Here is an 18,539-nt window from a genome sequence, read left to right as displayed (position 1 = left end):
ACAAGCTGGTCGCCGGACCGGTTGGCCGAGAGCAGCGCCTTGTCGAGTTCGGGCCTGCGGGCGAGTTTTCCCGAGGCGGTGTCGAGGAACACCTGCTCGCAGCTCGCCGCGCGCAGGGCGTCGTGTTGGGCCTCGGGGTGCTGATCGCGTGTTGAGACACGCCCATATCCGATTCGCATCACCAAAATGTATCACCAACCCGGTTGAGCGTTACATTGACGCGTACACGGCAAACGTTACAAAATCGGCTGCGGCAATCCGCGGGCCACGAAACCGAAGACAGAATGTCTCGCGAACGTTCGTTACCGGACATCGTGGAGGCTTGGCTTGGCCCGGATACTCGACGAATTCACAAGCCACCCCAACCACAACATGTACGCCCGGCAGTGCGCTTGTGATGGCTACTTTGTCTATATGGTTCTTCCTGCTCAGTCTGCTGTTTTTCCTGTCACGCGAGACCCGAACTTCCGGGGACGTGGCCATGCACATCCAAGCCGGCTCCCAGCCCTACTCGGAGTCGCTACCAGTAGGCGACCCCAACAAATGCCCCGCCGGGACCAGCCCGGCGGGGCATTTCACTGACCAACCTTCGTCAAAAGCCGTCACGGCACCATCGTGAAACAACGGGACGGTCAACACCTAAGTTGTCCTGTTAGGAGACGAGAACCCCCCGTTTGGACAGTCGAGATCTCGTCAGTTGTCACCACCATCGTTCTTTGCTGCCAATTCCTCGCTGGCTGGGTCTATGGGACTAGTGCGCGGGATTCAAGGACAAGACTGGTGTCGCATCGTGATTCGACGTGATCGTTATGGGTGGCGATGAGGATGCTTGCTCCCTTTTCGGCCAGATAGCGAAGGGTACTTATGACCATGTCTGCGTTGTCGTCATCGAGGGCTCCGGTGGGTTCATCGGCCAGGATAAATACGGGCTTTTTTACGAGCAACCGAGCGAGGGCCACTCGCTGTTGCTCGCCACCACTGAGTTCGTAAACTAGGTCCCTGGAACGTCCAGTGAGTCCAACATGTTCCAGCGCTTCTTCGTAGACCTTGTGCTTCTCAGTGCGGCTTAGTTTGCGATTCTCTCCGCCGGCCACGGTGAGGTTGTCGTGAATGCTCGTGTTTTCAATTAAGGCGTAATTTTGGAATAGGTAGCCGAGGGTATCGCGGCGAAAGATGCGCTGTTGACGCTGGTTGTAAGAGGTGGTATTGGCACCTTGTATCAGCACGTGGCCAGCGGTGAGGGGCTCGAGGAGACCAAGGCAGTTTAGTAACGTGGATTTACCCGACCCACTGGGTCCGCGGACGGCCATCATTTCACCGCTATTGACGGTGACATCGAGTTCTTCCCAGAGAGTGCGTTGGCCGATCGTCTTTGTGAGTCCGTGTGCAGAAATCATCGAATCCTTCCTTTCTATGCGTCCGCCGAGTGTGAACGGATCAGTGAAGTTTTATAGCCCCGCAGCGCGAGTAGGGTGAATGTGACGCTGAGGAGTGCAATGGCTAGGGCGATGGTAGGCGCCCATTGTACGAGTGGTTGTGATTCTCGAAGGATAGGTGAGGTGGCTCCCGTAGATCCGGCGGCTGTCGCTGCTGCGTCCTTTGCTGCCAGAGCGATCCCATAACCGATCAGTGCAATTGCTGCGGCGGACTCTACGGCTAGCAGCCACGCGTTGACTTGCCAAGACTGCCAACCGTGGATGAAGCTAACAAAGATTCTTTGGGCGTTCTTGCGGGTGTAGACGAGAGCGGCGCCCAGGGAGGTGACCAGCAAGACCAAGAGTGCTGCGCCGATGCTGAAGAGGTGGTTGCGGAAGGCTGCCGCATCCTTTTGGAAAGTGGCACTTGCGTCTAGAGCTGCTGGGCGGAATCCTGTGACAAACCCTGAGGCTCCCGCCTGATCGGTTCTGGCGATCATGTCTTCCGGATCAGTGAACAGGAGCCCTCCACTGGTTGCGTACGCGTAGTAGTCGCCATCGGGCATCCATGTACCGCCGGAGGGCACCGCAAGGACGACTGCATTGGGAAAAGATGTGTCCGCTTGAATGCCGTCGAAAGAGGAGAAGGCATTGATGCGCTGGTCGTCTGCAATGAGGACGGTCTCTTTTACGGGGCGATCCACGCCAATCGAGAACGAAACCGTTTCGGAGATCTTTTCCAGCTCTGGTTTCAATGAATTCGGTACCAAAAGCCGGACAGTGTCTGATGGAAGGATTCGTTGGCCCTGAGCGTCAAGCACAGTTTCGCGTTTGAGATAGGTCGAATTGACATACACCACCGGCGGTCCCGACACGGGGGCGACCGACCCATTCGGGTCATAGGACTGGAGCGCCTCAAAGGGGAACATTTGGGCGAAAACCACGGTCCCGTCTCGGTCGGCCTTCCTTGCAGCTTGACCAAAGAGCTGACCGTGCTGCATGAATTCTTCCTGCGACAGGTTGGTTTTGAACTGAAGCATGGAGAGGTCGCTGTTGGCGGCCCAAACAGCCTTGCTTTCTTGCTGCCCCAGGACCTGTCCGCCCAAGACCAGAGTCGCCGAAACGATACCAAAGGCAAGGAAGGAAGCGACGATCTTGACTACGTAGACGGCGCCGAGGGTGCTCTTCGCAGGGATTTGTCCCTTTACGGCAGCTATGAGGGGAACCCTCCAAGCAAGCAGCAACACCCCACCATGAGTCAATAGGGCTGCTGTCGACAAGCTGGCAGCCACCAGGGCAGCGAACCAAGCGAATCCAGCAACCTGATGGAGTGAGTTATAGAAGTACAGTGCGACTAATGTGATCACAGCGAGTCCAGCGTAAATCGGTGTTGTGAACCGTGCCAAAGCAATTAGATCCCGACCGAGGGATGTCCAGTACGAGCCACCCTGGAGCCGCTGAATAGCGTAGCTTCTAGCATTGAGGATCACCCCGGCTCCGGCGCTAACAATGACTATTAGGGCCAGGACCATGTAACTGTTTCCGAGCCCCGATGTGGATAGGAACCATTTGAAAGTCTCCAATGGACTAACGGACGCTGTACTAACTTCCAGTCCCATGCCCTGAAGCCCGGTGATTACTGCTTGTTCCAAGGAACTAGATCCAAAAACAACATATTGACCGCGGACATCCAAGGATGAGATCTTCGCGAAGGGCTGCACCGTTGTGGTCATAGATCGCGTAAAATCCGGATATCCTTTCTCAATCCATGAAGCAGAACTGGCCGAACTAGCTCCCACAGCCAGATATAGATTGCGGTGAGAGGTGGGGTTGCGCAGATCAGGAACAAGCCTGGCAATATTTCCCTGATGTTCCAATGCTGCGGACTGGATGAATGCCGAGGCAGCGCGCATATCAACATTCTGGACGTCACCCCCAACGGTGAGATTCATATCCGCACCTTGGAGCACGATCTCGTCCGAAGCCGACATGAAACCTAAGGCAAGTAATACTGAAAAGACTGCAATTACAAAGTGAACAAACCCAATAATCTTGTGAACCATCAATGCTTCTATCGTTCGGAAGAGGAATCTACGCAAAATATACGATGACAACAAAAATAGCCCTTGCCACCCGATGTCAGCGCGGCTACGGGGGGCGAGGGCTATTTTAGAGTTATTTAGCAGAAATTGTAGAAGTACTGGTAGCTGACGCCCGGGATTTGGGTAACGGACTTGAACGACCAAGCATTGGCCACAGTGCAGCCTGAACTATAGTTCGCCCCGTTGGCCTGAACGGTCGAGTAGTGGTTCATTCGTGCATGGAAGTAGTTAGAATAAGCCACTGAACCGTTGGTTCCATACTCCAACACACCCCCTCCAACGTTCATGGATGCCGCCATGGCGGGCGCAAGAGCACCAGCCGACAAGGCCGCCGTGAGACCAAGAATTGCAAATTTCTTCTTAAAGGACATTTCTCCCCCTTGGGAACATCGCTTGAGTAGTAACTTGAGTAGTAAAGAGCTGGCGCGGATAGAAGTAGGCAGAGTCACAGACCTGGCTCAAAACTCGGACGATCGAAGACCTACCTCTTGAGATTTGCCGTCAGTTCACCTTGACTATAACAACTCACAGCAGGCTTGTCGGAATTGAGTGAGATATTTCTTGGAAATTTCTTTTACTTAATTTCAAGTTCCGGTATCTCTGATTGTTTATCGTGCACAACAGCCACGAATCTCCCCGTGGGCCTGTCCACCATTCGCCTAGATTGTTGATTTCCCGCCATATAGCAGCCATGCACAACTAAGATACACCCGCAATGGTTTTGACGGATTACCAATTTCACGCGGCAAGGCGCGGTCGGTGTCGTACCCTCGAAGCAACAAGTTGGCGGAGCAGTGGAGTTGCTGGCGGGAAGCAGGGGTTGTCGTTTTCGGATCGGGCGGACATCGCTGTAGGCATCCTGGCTGGCAAGTCGGATCGGCAGATCGGTGTTGATCTCGGCCGGGACCACACCACTATTTGGCGCGAACGTCGATGGAACTCGACGAAGACCCGTGGCTACCGGCCCGTGAGTGCTGCCTGCTCTGCCGGGCGGTAGCGCAGGCGCCCGGAGACACGGAAAACCGAGACGAACCAGATCCTTGCCGCGCGGCTGAGGGAGGATCTGGGGAGGTCCAGGACGCCGCGGCAGATTGTGGGCCGTTTGCGTTTGGCTATACATCTGCTAAATCGCCATGTCGGGAATCCTGAGCCCTGGAGATGCTCTCACCCCTGGGATGGGAACACATCAACCTCACCGGCGACTACACCTGGCCACGCAACAACCAGATCAAACCCGGCAAATGCAGACCACTACGGCGCTCGACAGAACCTTAGCGTCGGATATTTCACTTTTTCACAAGCCAACCCTCGAAGCTGCAAACAGTGCCTATGGCCACAGACGAATCCTCGCTATCTTGCGACGGCAGGGATGGCGGGTTTCGAAGAAGACCGTGCTGAAACTGATGCGTGCCCTCGGGCTGCAGTGCCCAGTACGTCGCCGCAAACGGTATAACTCTTTCCGCGGAGAGGTCGGCGAGGCTGCCGAGAACGTCTTGAACCGCCAGTTCGCGACAGAATTCCGGCATACGAAGTGGGCCACGGACGTCACTGAGTTCAACGTCGGAAACGCGAAGGTTTACCTCTCACCCATCCTGGATCTCCACGACAACAGGGTTATCTCCGCTATTGCCGGGCCCTCTCCAAGCGTAAAAATGGTCACTGATAGCCTCCGCGCCGCGATCAATACCCTTCAGCCAAATGAGAAACCTCTGGTTCATTCGGATCAGGGATTTCAGTATCGCCACGCCCTCTGGAGAGACGAGTTGCACGACGCGGGACTCACCCAGTCGATGTCTCGAAAAGGAACATGCCTCGACACCGCCGCGATGGAGGGCTTCTTCAGTCATCTAAAAGAGGAATGGTTCCGCATCCAGAAACCCGAAACCATCGAGCAGTTCCACGCAGGGCTATCCGAGTACATGCAGTGGTGGAACACCACACGCATCCAAAAGCGACTCGGCTACCTCAGTCCCGACGAATACCGTGCCAACAAAACGGCCATCACGTAGAGTCTAATTAACCCGTCCAACTTCCGGGGACCACTCCAAGAGTCCGTTGGTGTTTTCGTTGATCCCTCGCTGCCAGGGCGAATGCGGGTCGCAGAAGTAGATCTCGATGCCGGTATCCATCTTGACCGTCTTCCATGACTGCATTTCGATGCCTTGGTCCCAGGTCAGGGAATGGCGCAGGGATTCTGGCAGGGTTTTGATCTTTGCGGTGAGGGCTTCGCGCATTTGTTCGGCCTTGTACCCGTTAGGCAGGTGGACGAGCATCGTGTAGTTGGTGTTTCGCTCCACGAGGGTCCCGATGGCAGAGAGGTTGCCTTTGCCGATGATGAGGTCCCCTTCCCAGTGGCCAGGAACGGCGCGGTCTTCCACCTCTGTGGGGCGTTCGGAAATGTTGATCATTCCCGGGATTCGATTCTTGCGCTGCCCGGCTTTGCGGCACGGTTTACGCACGGCCCTCCCGGTGCGTAAACACACGGCCAGATCACGGTTTAAGGCTCCGCGCTACTGGACATACAAGGACTGGTAAATCGTTTCCGGTGACACCCACATCTCCATTTCGTCGGGGAACTGGACGCGCAGTCGTCCCGCGATTTGTTCCGGCGAATACTTCTTGGCAAGGTCTTCTTCGACTATCGCACGCAACACCAGATTCGTGTGGAGTTTAGCCGGTTTCGGACGGGAAGCTCGTTCGTAGGCCAGTACGTGGGCCGAGGTTGTCCGATAGGCAGTGCCGGGTTTGGTGTTGCGCCGCAGTTCCCTGGATACCGTCGAAGCCGAACGTCCGATCACTTCCCCGATCTGCCGCAGGGACTGGCCTTGGGCACGCAACACTGCAATCTCCTCACGCTGTTCAAAGGTCAGGCAGCGGCCCTTGAGGTTCCTGCCCCGGCGGGGACGGACACCGCCGGCCGCGGCCAGGACGGTGCGCCCCGTGCGTCTACTGGTATTCAGGGGAATCACAGCATCGGTGATGAAATCGCCGGCCTGCATTCCAGCCCAAAAGACCTGCAGAAGATCCGGTCGGTAAAGGATTGAATATTTTCCCATGTCAGCACTCATTCACTAAGTGTTGCAATCACCGCGCGAACCCAAGGTTCCTGCTACGGACACGTGCAGCTGATCAGCCGGCTTCTGACGCGTCGTGCAGAGGAGTGCTGAAAGCCACAGGTGGTGCGATGCGTCCATGAGTGCGAGCCGAGTGTCGCTTTTCTTCAACCATCGCCTAACCACGATGCCCACACGCTGAGGTCCTACTAACGCAAGGGTCTGATCTGCACGCCGTCATGCACAAGTGTCCTATGTGAGGTGGGAATCTAGGACGGTTGCGTGAACTGTGCTTCAAACTCTGCGCTCGGTGCGATAGGTGTTATGACATCGACCAATACGCCGTTGGGATCTGCGGTAATGAAATGCCGCTGGCCAAAGTCCTCATCGCGTAATGGCGAGATTATTGGCAGGCCTGCGGCAAGGAACTTGGCATACCTAGCGTCGACGTCATCGACCTCGAAATTGAGCAGAATGCCGGAAGCGGTTCCGCGGTACGCCTCGGGCACGGTTTCGTGTTGGCCGTCCAAGACGGCCAAGGCGTGATCCCCGCGTTGCAGGTGGATGTACCAATCGCTAGAAAACAGCTGTTCGAAGCCGAAGTTTTCCTGATAGAAGACAGCGGTGGTAGCCACATCATCGGTCATGATTACGGGATAGGAGCTCGTTATGAGTTGCATGCAAGAAAAGTAACATACAGACTGTATGTATGCAAAAAGTTCGAGTCCAACCAAACGCCCAGCGCAGCGCCCAGACCAGACAGGCTCTGCTTGTCGCAGCACGGTCACTTTTCGTTGAGAAAGGGTTTGCCGCCACATCCACACCAGAGCTGGTTGAACGGGCAGGAATGACCCGAGGCGCGCTATATCACCACTTCAGGGATAAGGCCGAGGTCCTGCATGCAGTGCTCGAGGAGGAGGCCCGCCAAGTCGCAGAGGAGATAGAGAAAGCCGCGCCGGCCAACACTAGCCCCGTCGACGCTTTACGAGTCGGCAGCGTGGCCTACCTCGATGCAATGGCCGTTCAGGGACGGACTCGCCTCCTACTTATCGAAGGCCCTGCAGCGCTCGGTGCGGACAGGATGGCCACAATAGATGAGGGCCATGCCGCTGCATCGCTACGTGAAGGGCTCGAAGCCGCAATGCCCGGTCGCCATGTCGCTGCCCTAACGAACTTGTTGTCGGCGTCATTTGATCGGGCAGCACTGGATATTGACGGCGGAGACGACAAGAAAGCGGTCCGGGCAGCGATGCTTTTCCTCATTGACCAGGTTGTGGCTCCCACCCCATGACGGGCAGCGGCGCGACCGGTCTTTGCCGCGAATAGACATTCTGAGAAGGTCACGTCCTGCAAGTAAGGAGTCCCGCAGGAGGCTACTTAACTACATAGGGGTGATCATGACGCTCTTGATAGCGAACCTACCAGAAGGATCGTCGCGGATATTGCGGTCGATCCCCGCAGAAGGTTCGCTGTACTCCAGCGACGTTCAAAAGCAGTCCATTGCGCTGCGGATTCCAGGGAATCAGGGGCAACCCGGGCGAGGGCATTGTTGAGGGGAACGTTGCGTGCGACGGTGATGCCGAACGAGGCGAGGGCCAAGGCAGCGCCAACCATGCGGCTTGGATTTTCTAGCGCGGCACCACCTGTTGCTGTTTCGGAAACGACCACGGCGACGGAGGCGGCTGCCCCAGCGAAGAAAACGGTCATGAAGGGCAGGCGGACCGCGCTGTCGTTGATATGTTGCATGGCAGTGACGGCATCGGTTACGGGCAGGGTACGAAGTGCGGGCATGACAATCGCCGAGAAGGCGAAGTAGATCCCTCCGGTGGCCCCTGCTCCTAGAGCTGAGGTGATCGTGACGGCGGATATGAACGTGCTGGTCATGCACGTGCCTCACTGCGCAGGTTCCAGGTGCCATAGGCAGCAACGCGGCGGGCGTATTCGGTGAAGTCTGTCCCGGGCCGGCCAAGGGCAGATTCCAGATCGTCGGTGAGGGAGGCATTGCGTCCGTCGAGGATCGATTCGAAGAGTTCGGCGAGGGGCTGGGCATCCTCGTGCGGGATACCGTCTTGGGCGAGGTCGGTTACGAATTCCTCAGCCGTGCTGGGTGAGTAATCAATGTGGCGTCCGGAGGCTGCGGAGATCTCGGCTGCCACGTCGTACATGGATAACAGCCTGGGCCCGGTCACCTCGTACACGGTCCCCGCATGGCCCTGCTCGATGAGTGCTTTGCTTGCGATCTCGGCAAGATCGTCAATATCGATAAATGGTTCCAGGACGTCACCGGCAGGGAGTATGAGCCGCCCGCGCAGAACAGGACCGAGGAGGAAATGCTCGCTAAAATTCTGGGCAAACCATGCAGAGCGGATGATCGTCCATTCTGCGGCGCTCTCTTGCACTGCTCTTTCGCTCGCCAAGGCTCCCTCTTCCCCGCGACCTGAGAGCAGCACCAAGCGATTCACGCCCGAGTTGCGCGCCTGCTCAGCGAACTCCCCGATCAGTTCTGATACCCCGGGAAACGCCAGATCCGGAGAGTAGCAGATATAGGCAGCAGAGACTCCAAGGAGCGCATCCTTCCAGGTAGAGCGGTCCTCCCATATGAACGGGGTTTTCCCTTGCCTAGAAGCGACGCGGGTTTGGATGCCGCGCTCGTGAAGACGACGAACGATGCGGCCACCAGTGCGGCCGGTTCCACCAAGTACAAGGACATTATGATTAGTCATGGCACCAGCCAATCGCATTTAACCCGGACTGTGAATAGTTCAAAGGTGTAGATTCATGCGTGATCGTCTATATTTGTTCCATGGACCCGTTGACGCATCTCTTAGATGGCCCACGGGCGCGCCGTGCCTTTGGGCTCCGTATGGTCATGTCACCTGGTTGGTCCATTCTGGTACAGGATCAAGCACCCCTGACTGTCATGGCCATGATGTCAGGCACCGCATCCCTGGAAGCAAATAACGAACGAATCTTGTTGAAGCAAGGCGACGTTGTTCTCGTCCGGGGCCCAGACCCGTATACCGTGACAGATGACTTCTCCCGCGCCCCGGATGTGATTATTCATCCCGGGAAGCGGTGCACGTCCCCTTCCGGAGAAGATGTTCATACAAGTCTGACGCATGGAATACGCACCTGGGGAAACGCCTGTTCAGGTGCAACGACGATGCTCATCGGCACCTACGAAACCGAGGCGGAGGTTGGCGCGGCCGTCACGAACGCATTACCCAACATAGCTGTAGTTCCTTCCGGTCACATCAACCCATCCCTGTTGGACTTCCTTGAAGGAGAAATCACCACCGAGGCACCAGGACAAGGCAGCGTCATCGACCGGCTACTGGATGTGCTGCTCGTCCATTCAATCCGCGCATGGGCCACACTCAACCCCAAGTCGGCACGAGGCTGGCTCGCCGGTGGTACCGACCCCATCAGTGCCCAAACGCTAACGCTCTTCCATGGATCCCCCGCCGAGCCCTGGAGCCTTGAATCAATCGCACAGCACCTCAACGTATCTCGGGCAACCCTGGCGAACAGGTTCCGCGCCACCGTGGGCGTACCACCCATGACTTACCTAACGAACTGGCGGATGCTCCTTGCAAGCGAACTGCTTGCCGACCCACGGCTCACAACCACGCAGATCGCTACCCAAGTCGGGTATGGAAGTCCTTTCGCCTTGAGTACTGCCTTCAAGAGAAGATTCGGGGTGAGTCCAACCCGATACAGAGACCGAACCTATCCAATAGCTACTGCAGTGACGATTCTCTCCCCAACCGGAAGCTCGCCCCGCCGGTGAAAATCCAGGCCAACCACCCGACAAAACTCCTTCCATGGACCCGCCTGATTCAGCGAATATCTCCTCGCCTAGGGTTCGCCAAACGTCCCGCAGACCGGTTCGGCATACGAGATGGGCACTGCGGACGATCGTTTCGATCCTCCGCATACCCTGACGCTCGCTATATAGGATGGTGCGATGTCCGAAACTTTTACTCTCACAAGCAATCGAGTATCGCTCCAGCCATTCACTGAACATCACCTTGATGCCCGAATTCACTATCAAGCGCTGCCGGAGGTTGCTCGCTATCTCTACCGCTCACCGCTGACTCCTGAGGCAACTCGCGAGTCGGCTTTGGTCAATAGAGAACGACGTTTTGAGAGTCCTGGGGATCGCCTGCTATTCGCCGTGGTCAGGAACGTAGACAACATTCTCTTAGGCGAAGTCGTTGCCACGTTGGAGAATCCTCACGCCCGTCAAATTGAGATCGGGTGGATCTTTGACCCAGGCAGCGCGGGTCGGGGTTACGCGACAGAAGCAGCGAAGACGCTACTTACCTACCTGTTTACAGCTGAGAACGCTCATCGGGTATTTGCTCGTCTGGACGCAGAGAACGACGCCTCACGACGATTGTGTGAGCGTTTGGGAATGCGAGAGGAAGCCCACCTCATCGAGAATGACCGCGACGGCGATCGATGGGGTTCGGAGTATGTTTATGCGATACTTGCCCGCGAATTTGAACCGGCACAAGCCCAGAAAGAGTGCATAGCCGATAGCTCATCCGGATCGTCAATGCCCTATCCACCCCTGAAGATGAGCGTCCAAGTACATCCTCTACCGAGAATCCTGTCCCACAGACCGCTCCCCTCTGGAATGCGGCCAACAGCGATCCATCAAAAGTGACGCCGCGGTCCAGCGAACCGCGCACCGACCGGCTTATGGGCATCAGTGAGGGCGGACTGAAGCAACCGCACATGGCGTTGCTACGAACATCGCCGGGGCGACAGAGGGCAGGTCCGGTGAAAGAAGCCCATCGGTAGGATCGACCTATGACCCGTAAGCCCTGGATGACTCTTGGTCCGCCTGCCCATATAGTCGAGCGTTTTTTCGAAAAGCACGGACGGGCTGGCTTGGTGCTACCAGACGGTTGGTACGGGAGGCCTTTAGATTCCCTCTTCGCACTCACCTCCGCCGTGGATCTTCCGGATGGACTCAAAATCGAGATTGAAGGTGGAAGGGAACTGATTTTTGAAGGCAACGTGACCATCGTCAAGACGGAGTTCGAGAAATATCCGGCTTTGAGGATTGAGGGATTCAAGTCGGCTTCATGGAACCCCCACGATGGCGTCGTACATCGGCAGACGTATGGCGAGCCAGGTGCGGTCGTCTTCGTTTCCTAGGTGGGGCAGTCACTTCTGGCGCTTGGCGTTCGGTGGCCCACCGGCTTGCGGGACGCTTTGGCATCGTCTAAACGGGACACCCCTTTCGGGACGCACTTCGCTGCTATCCAAATTCTTGCTGGCGTTCTAGGGTGGGCTCATGGTGGATTTGGAAGCAGCCAGCCGGAAGAGCGACTTGAGATTCTGGCGAGCCATGTTCTGGATTCACATCTCACTACTAGTGCTCGGAATCGTTAGCATGCTGCTCGTTATCTTTGGGTCCGCGGGCAACCCCAATCTGGGTGTCTTGGTACCGAGCATCGCCATCGTGGTCTTGGTCCTTATTTTCCTGCCCAGTGCCTACAAGAAGTGGCGATCAAGTAGATGAGAATCGTCAGTCGTTAACGCTGCCGAATCCGTCAGTCAGGATCTCCGCACACTTTGCTCAGAAGTGGACATTCAGTGTCACAATTTCCTGCCGCCCGAAGCGCTGTACTGCAGGAGGTTCCCCATTTAGGCCATCCAGTGTCTACTGGAGCATACGACCATAGGAGAACATTTTGAGAGCATGGAAAATTGGCTTTTCCTTCTTAGCTGCTCTCAGCCTGGTGATGATCTTCATCGGAAATGGGGCACTCTTTCAGAGGCTCTACGCCGCACTGCTTGTCGGGTGCCCTGTGGTCATAGTCCTGGCGACAAGGAAAGATCGTTCACGCAAATGACATCGCCGGCAAAAATGGCACCCTACGAATCGGAATGCCTCACGCCATACCCACCGCCCCGGTAGGGGTTCGCGCTACGGGACGGACTTTGAATTGATTCCCTCGGCATGAACCGGCAATCTTGCCTCGTTGCGCGACAAAGCGCCCATGCGGGAGGCTACACACTGTGCTCAGCTCCAGGAAACGGCCACAAACAACAGCGGCTAGCCTGAGCAAAAACCCGGCGTCATTACCCATACTGAAGATATGACAGCCCCTGAAGCAGAGAACGCAACCATAGAGCCAATCTTGATAGCTATGCCCGTCGAGGACTGGCAAATCATCGATGGCACAATCGACAACACCGTCGTCATGGCTGCCACAGATGGCGACAACCGCCGCGTTGACCAAGGCCAAAACGTCCGGGAAGCGGGCTGGGAAGCAGCACGCGCTCACCCGAGAGTCGAAGACGGCTGGGGTGGCTGGCCACCCCAAGGAGAGGAGATTGCGATCGCACTGCCGTTCGCTTCATGGCGTTTCGTCGTCGGAGAACTGCGCCGGTGGGACCTAATTGATGCCGACGTCGAAATTCGTGACCCGAACATGCCGGAGTCGCAAAGCCTGGCCATCGCGCATTTGGTGGCGCAGCGCATCGGGGACGGCTCCTGACGCGGCAAGCAGTCCAGCGCTGACGACACTGTTCGCTCCGCAGCAACAATCCAGAGAATTCATGTATGACTCATCAAGCTGAGAATCTGCTTCAACATTGAGCCCATGAAACTAGATGGGCCAGCGTCTTCAGCGGGGGGCGTCACAGGATTTGCTTTCAGAGTCGCTGTCCGTGAAGCGAACGGCGGTGGCTTTCTTGGCTTGCACCCGTCCCGCAGGACGTTCCTCATTGAAACAAGAGCAACTCGGACCGCTCAAAGTCGCTGTCCTGGTTTCAGTGAACCATTTGCCGACCGGCTTGTGGGACGGTCCGAAATGCCTATCCGGACGGACCTCTTGCGGGTGCTTCTTGCGAGGGTGGGACGGTGGGCGATCGGCCACTCGCATGGAAGACCGAGGGTATTTTCCGGAAAGCGAGCTCTTGTGTAACGCTTAGGGCAATGGCTAAATTTGTGTCGTCGGTGATTATTGGTAGCGATCGTCACGACACATAGGGCAGGGGGGACCCCATGAAGATCCGTAAGTTTTGTACGTCGAGTGCTGCCATCCTGATGGCAGTAGTTTTCGGGATGTCAGGCCAGGCAGCGTCCGCTCCATCGCTCACGTCGGAAACAACGGTAGGCGTCACCACCGTTGCCGCGACCCAGGGTCAAGATACAGCCCTGATGGCGGCGGCAGAATACAGGCCGTATACGTCGGCGAATTTTCGGTTCAACCTGATCCAGCGAACCGGTTACGACCGCGGGTCGCGGTGCCAGGAGCACCACACCATGCCCGAGGCTTTCAGTACGTACTTCGGCGCCAAGGGAATTCTGATCCACGACCCGAGCTTCGGTTTGTGGTGGGGTTTGGCTGCTGGGGTGGCCAACAACCACTCCGATCTTTCCGCGGCGTACAACCGTGACTGGCAGAGATGGATTGACCAGAACCTGAACGCGACGAAGGCAACCGTGCTTCAGTTCAACACGTCGATTACGGCCGTTTACGCGAGGTACGTCCGTTGCTGAAAGGTGAGAGCTTGTCCGAGTGGTTTCGCATTGAGGCCAGATCACGACGCAACGACGTGTGGCTCGACGTCTACGGACAAGGTAAGCCGAAGATCACCGGAGAACCCTGGTACATGCCCGACGGTGTCACCAGTGTCTACCCGTTCATCGTGGACTGGCGTCCTGAAGAACTTCCGTTCCCGGTATGGCTTGCTCCGTACAACGGAGGCAAGAAGTACGGTGACCTGCTGTGGACAGGTGGGATAGCGTTAAAGATTGCCTCCACTCGTTTCATCGAGGCACTTCGCGCCGCTGAGGTCACCGGTTACCGAACCTTCGACGTCGAGGTTCGAGACCACGCCGGCTCGCCTCTCGAGGGATACACCGGCTTCGCGACCGATCCGTCCGCGGGCTCTGACATCCAGAACCTCTACGGCCAGCCATATCAAAACTCTGCTTTCATCGCCACGCAGCGTGTCGTCAAGGCATTGCACGATCACGGAGTTGACCAGCTGAAGATCAGCCCCTACACCCCCGACTGACGTCGGACCCCTCGCGCAGAGAACGAATCGCGCGATCACAACCCGGTGTCGGACCACACACCAGTCTCAGGCACCTCGGCCACAAGAGGACGAGACTATCGAATCCACTGGACACTTGTGCCGATCGGCGCGAAATTAGCGATGCTGGATCTTGAAAGAATTGCCGTGACAACGAGTAGCTTTCGGGTCCATTAGTCGGTACGAAACAATTCTGGCGAAGGTTGTCCCGCTAGATTGTTGGGACTGGGGCACTCGCTGCCAGGGGTGTTGTTTTCGGTCTTAGGTACGGCTGGAGTGTTTGAATCTGGCCGTTACCTTGAGGAGCCCTTCACGGAGGTTCAGATGGACAAGATCCTGATCCAGGCCTAATGCTGCGGCAATATCGGCGGTGGTGCGGCCTTCAAAGTAGGCGAGGTAGATTGCTTCACTTTGGATGGTAGTCAACTCGGCCAGGATTGTTGGATGAGCGGTGCGTTCCGATAAGTGGTTGAGGAGTGGATGGGCTCGTTCTGTGGTGCCGGTGATGGTCATTGCTTGGCTTTTTCGGAGCTGATCAACAGCCATGCGGTGTGCGATGGACATGACCCAGGTTTGCGGGGTTGACTGTGCTGGGTCGTAATCTGCGAGGTGTGCCCAGATTCTGACGTATATGTCTTGGACAGTCTGCATACTGTCGACCGAGTTCTTGAGGATTCTTCTCACGAGCGGGTATATGTGCCCGGCGGTCTGCGCATAGAGAAGTTCAAAAGCCTGGGTATCCCCGGCGGTGGCGAGTTCCAGTAGTTGGCGGAGGTCTTGGGGGTAGTCCTTGGTGTGAGTCACCGGCAGCTCTTCCGTGGCTGTAGATACGTACATAATGTAAGGAAGGCAAGCTTCACACGAAAAGCGCTCGAAGCTGTTGCTGAAAATGTTGCATTACCAGGTGTTACGCGTCGCAGTGAATGAACCGTTGGCGCAGCAGTCGTATCCGCTGCTTCCCTGTGGCTCACTTGGACAGCCCCACAACTGTCGACGATCTGCCCGGCCATCTACCCTGCACCATCCAGCTGCAGCCCGGATGCCCGCTTCAGTCCCGCAGTTTGGGGAACTGTTGTCATCGTCAGCCTTTTATCTGCATTGTTGGCAGCCAGTGCCGTGATTCAACCAGAAAGATCAAGTAATCGTCCTACGATGGCCCATGGCAGCCCGGGGTGTAGCTGCCGTTGTTGTTCCCTTGTAGACTCTGGGTTCCTCCGGCTTCAGCCTGTAAGTAACCAGGGTTTCCGCTCAAGGTTCCCCAGCGGAACATGACAGGCTGACATGGGTGCAAACCGAGTTTGCTCCCTAAGCGCACCACCGGCCGACCGGCTTATGGGACGCCTTGAATGTCTCTTGGTGGGACTTCTCTTTCGGGACCATCGCCGCGATGTTGACCCGCCACGGACTACAGTGACGTGTGTGAACATGCTCAGCATCGGGACGCAATCTGCAGACGCCAACCGTCGGATTTCTTGGATGGTGTGGGCAGCAGCAGTGGTGTCATGGCTGATTGGATTTGTGTCCATTTTCCTGATCGCTCCGACTAATTCCGGAATGGGTATCGTAGATTCCTATGTACTGTTCCAAGTCGGTTCAAACTTCGGAAACGTTCTGGCCCTGGTCTTCTGGTCTTGCACGGTCCTCCTAGCGGGTTGGCTGTTGCCCCGTAGGGCGGGGCCGGCATGGATCCATGCATTTCTGGCCTATGGGGTGCCCGCCGTTTTCTCGCTATTTCCTGCGGTCGTGGTCAGCAATGCCGTCGCACACGTGGTGGCAGTCGATGATACGTTTGTCTATCGCGACTGGCTGGCGGGCCCGTTAGTGATATCTGGTCTGGTAGCTATAACGATTGCAATCGTCGGCAGTCTTTGGGCACGCAGTCGTATGGCACAGCTTTGACCTCGGCGAGGGAAGTCTGACGTAGGTACCGTTCAGTCTGGGGTTCCCCATTGGGACACGGCCAACACAGACCTTTCAAAGGCGCTGCCCTGGTTTCAGCGAACCGTGTGCCGACCCGACTAACGGGACAGTTTGGCTATGTCGCTATGGGACACCTCGCAGGAGCAGCTGGCGGCGCCTGCGGTATCGTCCTTGCATGGCACAAATCGTAGTTTACGGGCATCGAAGGACAATCAACCTCAAGCGGACAGCGCTGACAAGAGCGATTCACGGAGCGATCATGGTCGCCCTCGAGTATCCTGCCGACAAATGCTTTCACCGGTTTATTGCGCTCGACGATGAAGACTTTGTCCATCCTGAGGATCGAGGCAGCGACTACACCATCATCGAAATTTCCATGTTCGAGGGTCGGTCCGAAGACGCGAAGCGGACCCTGATCGAGGAACTCTTTCATCGCATCGGTGTAGAAGCCGGCATCGCGCCGCACAGTGTTGAGATTACGATCACCGAGACGCCCAAAGTGAACTGGGGCATCAGAGGAGTCAATGCCGCTGACCTTGCTCTTAACTACAAGATTGAAATCTGATCAACAGCGCCATATTCCAGTGCAGGATCAATTAATTACGCTCCTTCATAGGTGAGCGAACGGAAACTTCCGAAAATTGCACCTCCGACATTTCGCGGCAAAGTGGAGTGAAGGTTGCACAGCGAAAGTCCGGGTTGGTAGATCACCACCTTCGCGTCCAACAGAAAGTTCCACGACCAGACGTGCGAACGCGATGCTAAAAGCATTTGGCCCGCAACCAATGAATACGTTCCTTGCTGATGCCTCAAAGGGGGCAGTATTTACTTGAGGCATCGGCACGTCAGATTCAAGCGACCTCAGATGATTTTCCCCCATGCGCTGAGTAGTTTAAAAGGTAAATTCTATTTATGAGCTGCCCCGTATTCTATTTACATAGCAACACCTGGCGATGGAAAAAAATTTACAGAAGAACGCCATCTTCCCCCTTTGGGGCGATCTTCATGTCATAAGTGACCCACGGAGTAGCTTTCGCTTTCGCATCGTACAGACGCCGAGCAGTGGCATTGTCGGCTGCCGTGATCCACCGGACGACGTTAGCACCCTGGCTTGAGGCTACGGAGGCGGCATGTCGCAAAAGGGCACTTGCAGCACCGGTACCTCGGGCTTCAGGTGCGGTAAAAAGATCGTCGAGATTCATTGCGAAATCACCGTCGTCTGGGCGCGCGAACCAACGCAGATTCGCCAGTGCAATCGGGGTATCGGATTCTTTGACGGCAACTAGCCCCAGCAGACCGTGTTCTTTCCCCAAAATCCACTTCCATGCGTTCTCGACAATTTCCGGGCTTGGTGTCTGGTTATAAAAAGCGCGGTATCCCGAGTAGAGCTCTGCCCATACCGTGGCGTCACGGGCTTCAATGGGTCGAATTGTAAGTGTCATTCCTCAATCGTATCGAGGGTTTCTAGCACCCCGAAAATTGAACGAAATAATGCTAGCAAGTAGCGCCCTAGAATACGGATCCACGACGTACAGCAAAGGTTCCCACAGAGGGTTGGCGAATTCAATCGGCCGTCGCACCTCCCCCATTGTTGTGAGGTGTTGTGCATGCATTCGAAAACGGAACGGATTGCTAAGGAAGCACAGTTTTCGGTGCTGATGGCCCGATCAATCTCTTATCGGTCTGTCCGCGGATTGGATTGCTTCTCGGCGAGACCACGTGTCGCTTCAGCGATCTTGATGACCCTCTCGATCACGGTGCGCGTACTCACCCGTGTTCGTGCTTCAGGCCTCGTCAGGATATCGATGTTACGGGCCAAGGCAAGGCCCTCGATTGGGCGCAGCACCACGTGCTCCCGAAAGTATGGAATCAATCCGGTGTACCGAGGCAACAGGCCCACCATGCGTGTCTTGGCAATAATCGCCGCCACCAAATTGAACTCATTCACACGATGCGTAATCTGGATCGGGGTGTCCGCAGTGGCG

At 56.4% G+C, this 18,539-nt stretch carries 23 protein-coding genes and 1 pseudogene; 12 read left to right on the top strand and 12 right to left on the bottom strand.

Translation table 11 applies throughout. The features are described from left to right. The 4 genes from RY113_RS17935 to RY113_RS17920 form a co-directional block, all read right to left on the bottom strand. The coding region (locus RY113_RS17935; protein ID WP_315915734.1) for a recombinase family protein at positions 1-179 on the bottom strand (179 nt) is incomplete at its 3' end. Positions 180-743: 564 nt separating this feature from the next. Then, on the bottom strand, positions 744-1,397 hold the full coding sequence (locus tag RY113_RS17930) for an ABC transporter ATP-binding protein (RefSeq protein WP_110106786.1): 654 nt from the start codon (positions 1,395-1,397) through the stop codon (positions 744-746). A 14-nt stretch (positions 1,398-1,411) separates the two neighbouring features. Then, positions 1,412-3,367, bottom strand: coding sequence for a hypothetical protein (locus RY113_RS17925; protein WP_315915732.1), 1,956 nt, complete (start codon positions 3,365-3,367; stop codon positions 1,412-1,414). Between the two features lie 227 nt (positions 3,368-3,594). Further along, positions 3,595-3,888, bottom strand: a complete 294-nt coding sequence (locus RY113_RS17920) for a lactococcin 972 family bacteriocin (protein ID WP_315915731.1) — start codon at positions 3,886-3,888, stop codon at positions 3,595-3,597. A 449-nt stretch (positions 3,889-4,337) separates the two neighbouring features. Here RY113_RS17920 and RY113_RS17915 point away from each other — a divergent pair, with 449 nt between their 5' ends. Then, positions 4,338-4,514, top strand: a complete 177-nt coding sequence (locus RY113_RS17915; RefSeq protein ID WP_170120978.1) for a helix-turn-helix domain-containing protein — start codon at positions 4,338-4,340, stop codon at positions 4,512-4,514. Between the two features lie 244 nt (positions 4,515-4,758). After that, the gene (locus RY113_RS17910) at positions 4,759-5,526 is read left to right on the top strand and encodes an IS3 family transposase (RefSeq protein ID WP_315915728.1); all 768 of its coding nucleotides are present in this window, start codon (positions 4,759-4,761) and stop codon (positions 5,524-5,526) included. A 3-nt stretch (positions 5,527-5,529) separates the two neighbouring features. Here RY113_RS17910 and RY113_RS17905 read toward each other — a convergent pair whose 3' ends face one another. The 3 genes from RY113_RS17905 to RY113_RS17895 form a co-directional block, all read right to left on the bottom strand. Then, positions 5,530-6,000 (bottom strand): IS30 family transposase, encoded by a 471-nt coding sequence (locus RY113_RS17905; RefSeq protein WP_315915727.1) that lies wholly within the window; start codon positions 5,998-6,000, stop codon positions 5,530-5,532. A 27-nt stretch (positions 6,001-6,027) separates the two neighbouring features. Beyond that, complete coding sequence (locus RY113_RS17900; protein ID WP_315915726.1) at positions 6,028-6,585, bottom strand: helix-turn-helix domain-containing protein; 558 nt, start codon at positions 6,583-6,585, stop codon at positions 6,028-6,030. 254 nt (positions 6,586-6,839) lie between these two features. Then, positions 6,840-7,250 (bottom strand): VOC family protein, encoded by a 411-nt coding sequence (locus RY113_RS17895; protein WP_315915725.1) that lies wholly within the window; start codon positions 7,248-7,250, stop codon positions 6,840-6,842. A 29-nt stretch (positions 7,251-7,279) separates the two neighbouring features. On the opposite strand from RY113_RS17895, the gene RY113_RS17890 reads away from it, so the two are divergent. Further along, complete coding sequence (locus tag RY113_RS17890) at positions 7,280-7,861, top strand: helix-turn-helix domain-containing protein (protein ID WP_315915724.1); 582 nt, start codon at positions 7,280-7,282, stop codon at positions 7,859-7,861. 104 nt (positions 7,862-7,965) lie between these two features. On the opposite strand, the gene RY113_RS17885 is transcribed toward RY113_RS17890, so the two are convergent. Then, positions 7,966-8,454 (bottom strand): anthrone oxygenase family protein, encoded by a 489-nt coding sequence (locus RY113_RS17885; RefSeq protein WP_315915722.1) that lies wholly within the window; start codon positions 8,452-8,454, stop codon positions 7,966-7,968. Then, the gene (locus tag RY113_RS17880; RefSeq protein ID WP_315915720.1) at positions 8,451-9,293 is read right to left on the bottom strand and encodes an NmrA family transcriptional regulator; all 843 of its coding nucleotides are present in this window, start codon (positions 9,291-9,293) and stop codon (positions 8,451-8,453) included. Before RY113_RS17880 ends, RY113_RS17885 begins: the two co-directional genes overlap by 4 nt. A gap of 80 nt (positions 9,294-9,373) precedes the next feature. Between RY113_RS17880 and RY113_RS17875 the strand changes: the two genes are divergently transcribed. From RY113_RS17875 to RY113_RS17845, 7 genes are all read left to right on the top strand, one after another. Further along, entirely contained in the window at positions 9,374-10,360 is a 987-nt protein-coding gene (locus RY113_RS17875; RefSeq protein WP_315915719.1) for an AraC family transcriptional regulator, read from the top strand. A gap of 177 nt (positions 10,361-10,537) precedes the next feature. After that, complete coding sequence (locus RY113_RS17870) at positions 10,538-11,242, top strand: GNAT family protein (RefSeq protein ID WP_315915718.1); 705 nt, start codon at positions 10,538-10,540, stop codon at positions 11,240-11,242. Positions 11,243-11,388: 146 nt separating this feature from the next. Beyond that, positions 11,389-11,739: a hypothetical protein gene (locus RY113_RS17865; RefSeq protein WP_110106860.1), complete on the top strand. Its 351-nt coding sequence runs from the start codon at positions 11,389-11,391 to the stop codon at positions 11,737-11,739. 139 nt (positions 11,740-11,878) lie between these two features. After that, on the top strand, positions 11,879-12,106 hold the full coding sequence (locus RY113_RS17860; protein ID WP_315915716.1) for a hypothetical protein: 228 nt from the start codon (positions 11,879-11,881) through the stop codon (positions 12,104-12,106). Positions 12,107-12,686: 580 nt separating this feature from the next. Then, complete coding sequence (locus tag RY113_RS17855) at positions 12,687-13,088, top strand: hypothetical protein (RefSeq protein ID WP_315915715.1); 402 nt, start codon at positions 12,687-12,689, stop codon at positions 13,086-13,088. Positions 13,089-13,597: 509 nt separating this feature from the next. Continuing rightward, positions 13,598-14,095: a hypothetical protein gene (locus tag RY113_RS17850; RefSeq protein WP_315915714.1), complete on the top strand. Its 498-nt coding sequence runs from the start codon at positions 13,598-13,600 to the stop codon at positions 14,093-14,095. 11 nt (positions 14,096-14,106) lie between these two features. Continuing rightward, the gene (locus RY113_RS17845) at positions 14,107-14,616 is read left to right on the top strand and encodes a hypothetical protein (protein WP_315915712.1); all 510 of its coding nucleotides are present in this window, start codon (positions 14,107-14,109) and stop codon (positions 14,614-14,616) included. 279 nt (positions 14,617-14,895) lie between these two features. Here RY113_RS17845 and RY113_RS17840 read toward each other — a convergent pair whose 3' ends face one another. Then, the gene (locus tag RY113_RS17840; protein WP_315915711.1) at positions 14,896-15,471 is read right to left on the bottom strand and encodes a sigma-70 family RNA polymerase sigma factor; all 576 of its coding nucleotides are present in this window, start codon (positions 15,469-15,471) and stop codon (positions 14,896-14,898) included. A 582-nt stretch (positions 15,472-16,053) separates the two neighbouring features. Between RY113_RS17840 and RY113_RS17835 the strand changes: the two genes are divergently transcribed. Together RY113_RS17835 and RY113_RS17830 are read left to right on the top strand one after the other, a co-directional pair. Next, positions 16,054-16,533, top strand: coding sequence for a hypothetical protein (locus RY113_RS17835; protein WP_315915710.1), 480 nt, complete (start codon positions 16,054-16,056; stop codon positions 16,531-16,533). A 196-nt stretch (positions 16,534-16,729) separates the two neighbouring features. Then, positions 16,730-17,119 carry a tautomerase family protein gene (locus RY113_RS17830; RefSeq protein ID WP_315915709.1) on the top strand — a complete coding sequence of 130 codons (390 nt, stop codon included), beginning with the start codon at positions 16,730-16,732 and terminating at the stop codon, positions 17,117-17,119. 400 nt (positions 17,120-17,519) lie between these two features. Here the strand turns inward: RY113_RS17830 and RY113_RS17825 are convergent, their stop codons facing one another. Both RY113_RS17825 and RY113_RS17820 read right to left on the bottom strand, forming a co-directional pair. Beyond that, the gene (locus tag RY113_RS17825) at positions 17,520-17,996 is read right to left on the bottom strand and encodes a GNAT family N-acetyltransferase (protein ID WP_315915707.1); all 477 of its coding nucleotides are present in this window, start codon (positions 17,994-17,996) and stop codon (positions 17,520-17,522) included. A gap of 233 nt (positions 17,997-18,229) precedes the next feature. Continuing rightward, positions 18,230-18,539 (bottom strand): annotated as a pseudogene (locus RY113_RS17820) (hypothetical protein); the annotation flags it as partial.

This window comes from Arthrobacter sp. lap29, from assembly GCF_032458965.1.
Classification (GTDB): domain Bacteria; phylum Actinomycetota; class Actinomycetes; order Actinomycetales; family Micrococcaceae; genus Specibacter; species Specibacter psychrochitiniphilus.
The sequence above is the reverse complement of the archived record's forward strand: the minus strand, read 5'-3'. Positions and strand labels throughout refer to the sequence as shown.

Bases quoted from the DNA above. Each gene is read 5' to 3' on its own strand.
- RY113_RS17895 (WP_315915725.1), bottom strand. From the start codon at position 7,250: ATGCAACTCATAACGAGCTCCTATCCCGTAATCATGACCGATGATGTG.
- RY113_RS17870 (WP_315915718.1), top strand. From the start codon at position 10,538: ATGTCCGAAACTTTTACTCTCACAAGCAATCGAGTATCGCTCCAGCCA.
- RY113_RS17890 (WP_315915724.1), top strand. From the start codon at position 7,280: ATGCAAAAAGTTCGAGTCCAACCAAACGCCCAGCGCAGCGCCCAGACC.
- RY113_RS17925 (WP_315915732.1), bottom strand. From the start codon at position 3,367: ATGAATCTCACCGTTGGGGGTGACGTCCAGAATGTTGATATGCGCGCT.
- RY113_RS17900 (WP_315915726.1), bottom strand. From the start codon at position 6,585: ATGAGTGCTGACATGGGAAAATATTCAATCCTTTACCGACCGGATCTT.
- RY113_RS17860 (WP_315915716.1), top strand. From the start codon at position 11,879: ATGGTGGATTTGGAAGCAGCCAGCCGGAAGAGCGACTTGAGATTCTGG.
- RY113_RS17930 (WP_110106786.1), bottom strand. From the start codon at position 1,397: ATGATTTCTGCACACGGACTCACAAAGACGATCGGCCAACGCACTCTC.
- RY113_RS17910 (WP_315915728.1), top strand. From the start codon at position 4,759: ATGCAGACCACTACGGCGCTCGACAGAACCTTAGCGTCGGATATTTCA.
- RY113_RS17855 (WP_315915715.1), top strand. From the start codon at position 12,687: ATGACAGCCCCTGAAGCAGAGAACGCAACCATAGAGCCAATCTTGATA.
- RY113_RS17880 (WP_315915720.1), bottom strand. From the start codon at position 9,293: ATGACTAATCATAATGTCCTTGTACTTGGTGGAACCGGCCGCACTGGT.
- RY113_RS17865 (WP_110106860.1), top strand. From the start codon at position 11,389: ATGACCCGTAAGCCCTGGATGACTCTTGGTCCGCCTGCCCATATAGTC.
- RY113_RS17875 (WP_315915719.1), top strand. From the start codon at position 9,374: ATGGACCCGTTGACGCATCTCTTAGATGGCCCACGGGCGCGCCGTGCC.
- RY113_RS17825 (WP_315915707.1), bottom strand. From the start codon at position 17,996: ATGACACTTACAATTCGACCCATTGAAGCCCGTGACGCCACGGTATGG.
- RY113_RS17920 (WP_315915731.1), bottom strand. From the start codon at position 3,888: ATGTCCTTTAAGAAGAAATTTGCAATTCTTGGTCTCACGGCGGCCTTG.
- RY113_RS17840 (WP_315915711.1), bottom strand. From the start codon at position 15,471: ATGTACGTATCTACAGCCACGGAAGAGCTGCCGGTGACTCACACCAAG.
- RY113_RS17850 (WP_315915714.1), top strand. From the start codon at position 13,598: ATGAAGATCCGTAAGTTTTGTACGTCGAGTGCTGCCATCCTGATGGCA.
- RY113_RS17830 (WP_315915709.1), top strand. From the start codon at position 16,730: ATGGCACAAATCGTAGTTTACGGGCATCGAAGGACAATCAACCTCAAG.
- RY113_RS17885 (WP_315915722.1), bottom strand. From the start codon at position 8,454: ATGACCAGCACGTTCATATCCGCCGTCACGATCACCTCAGCTCTAGGA.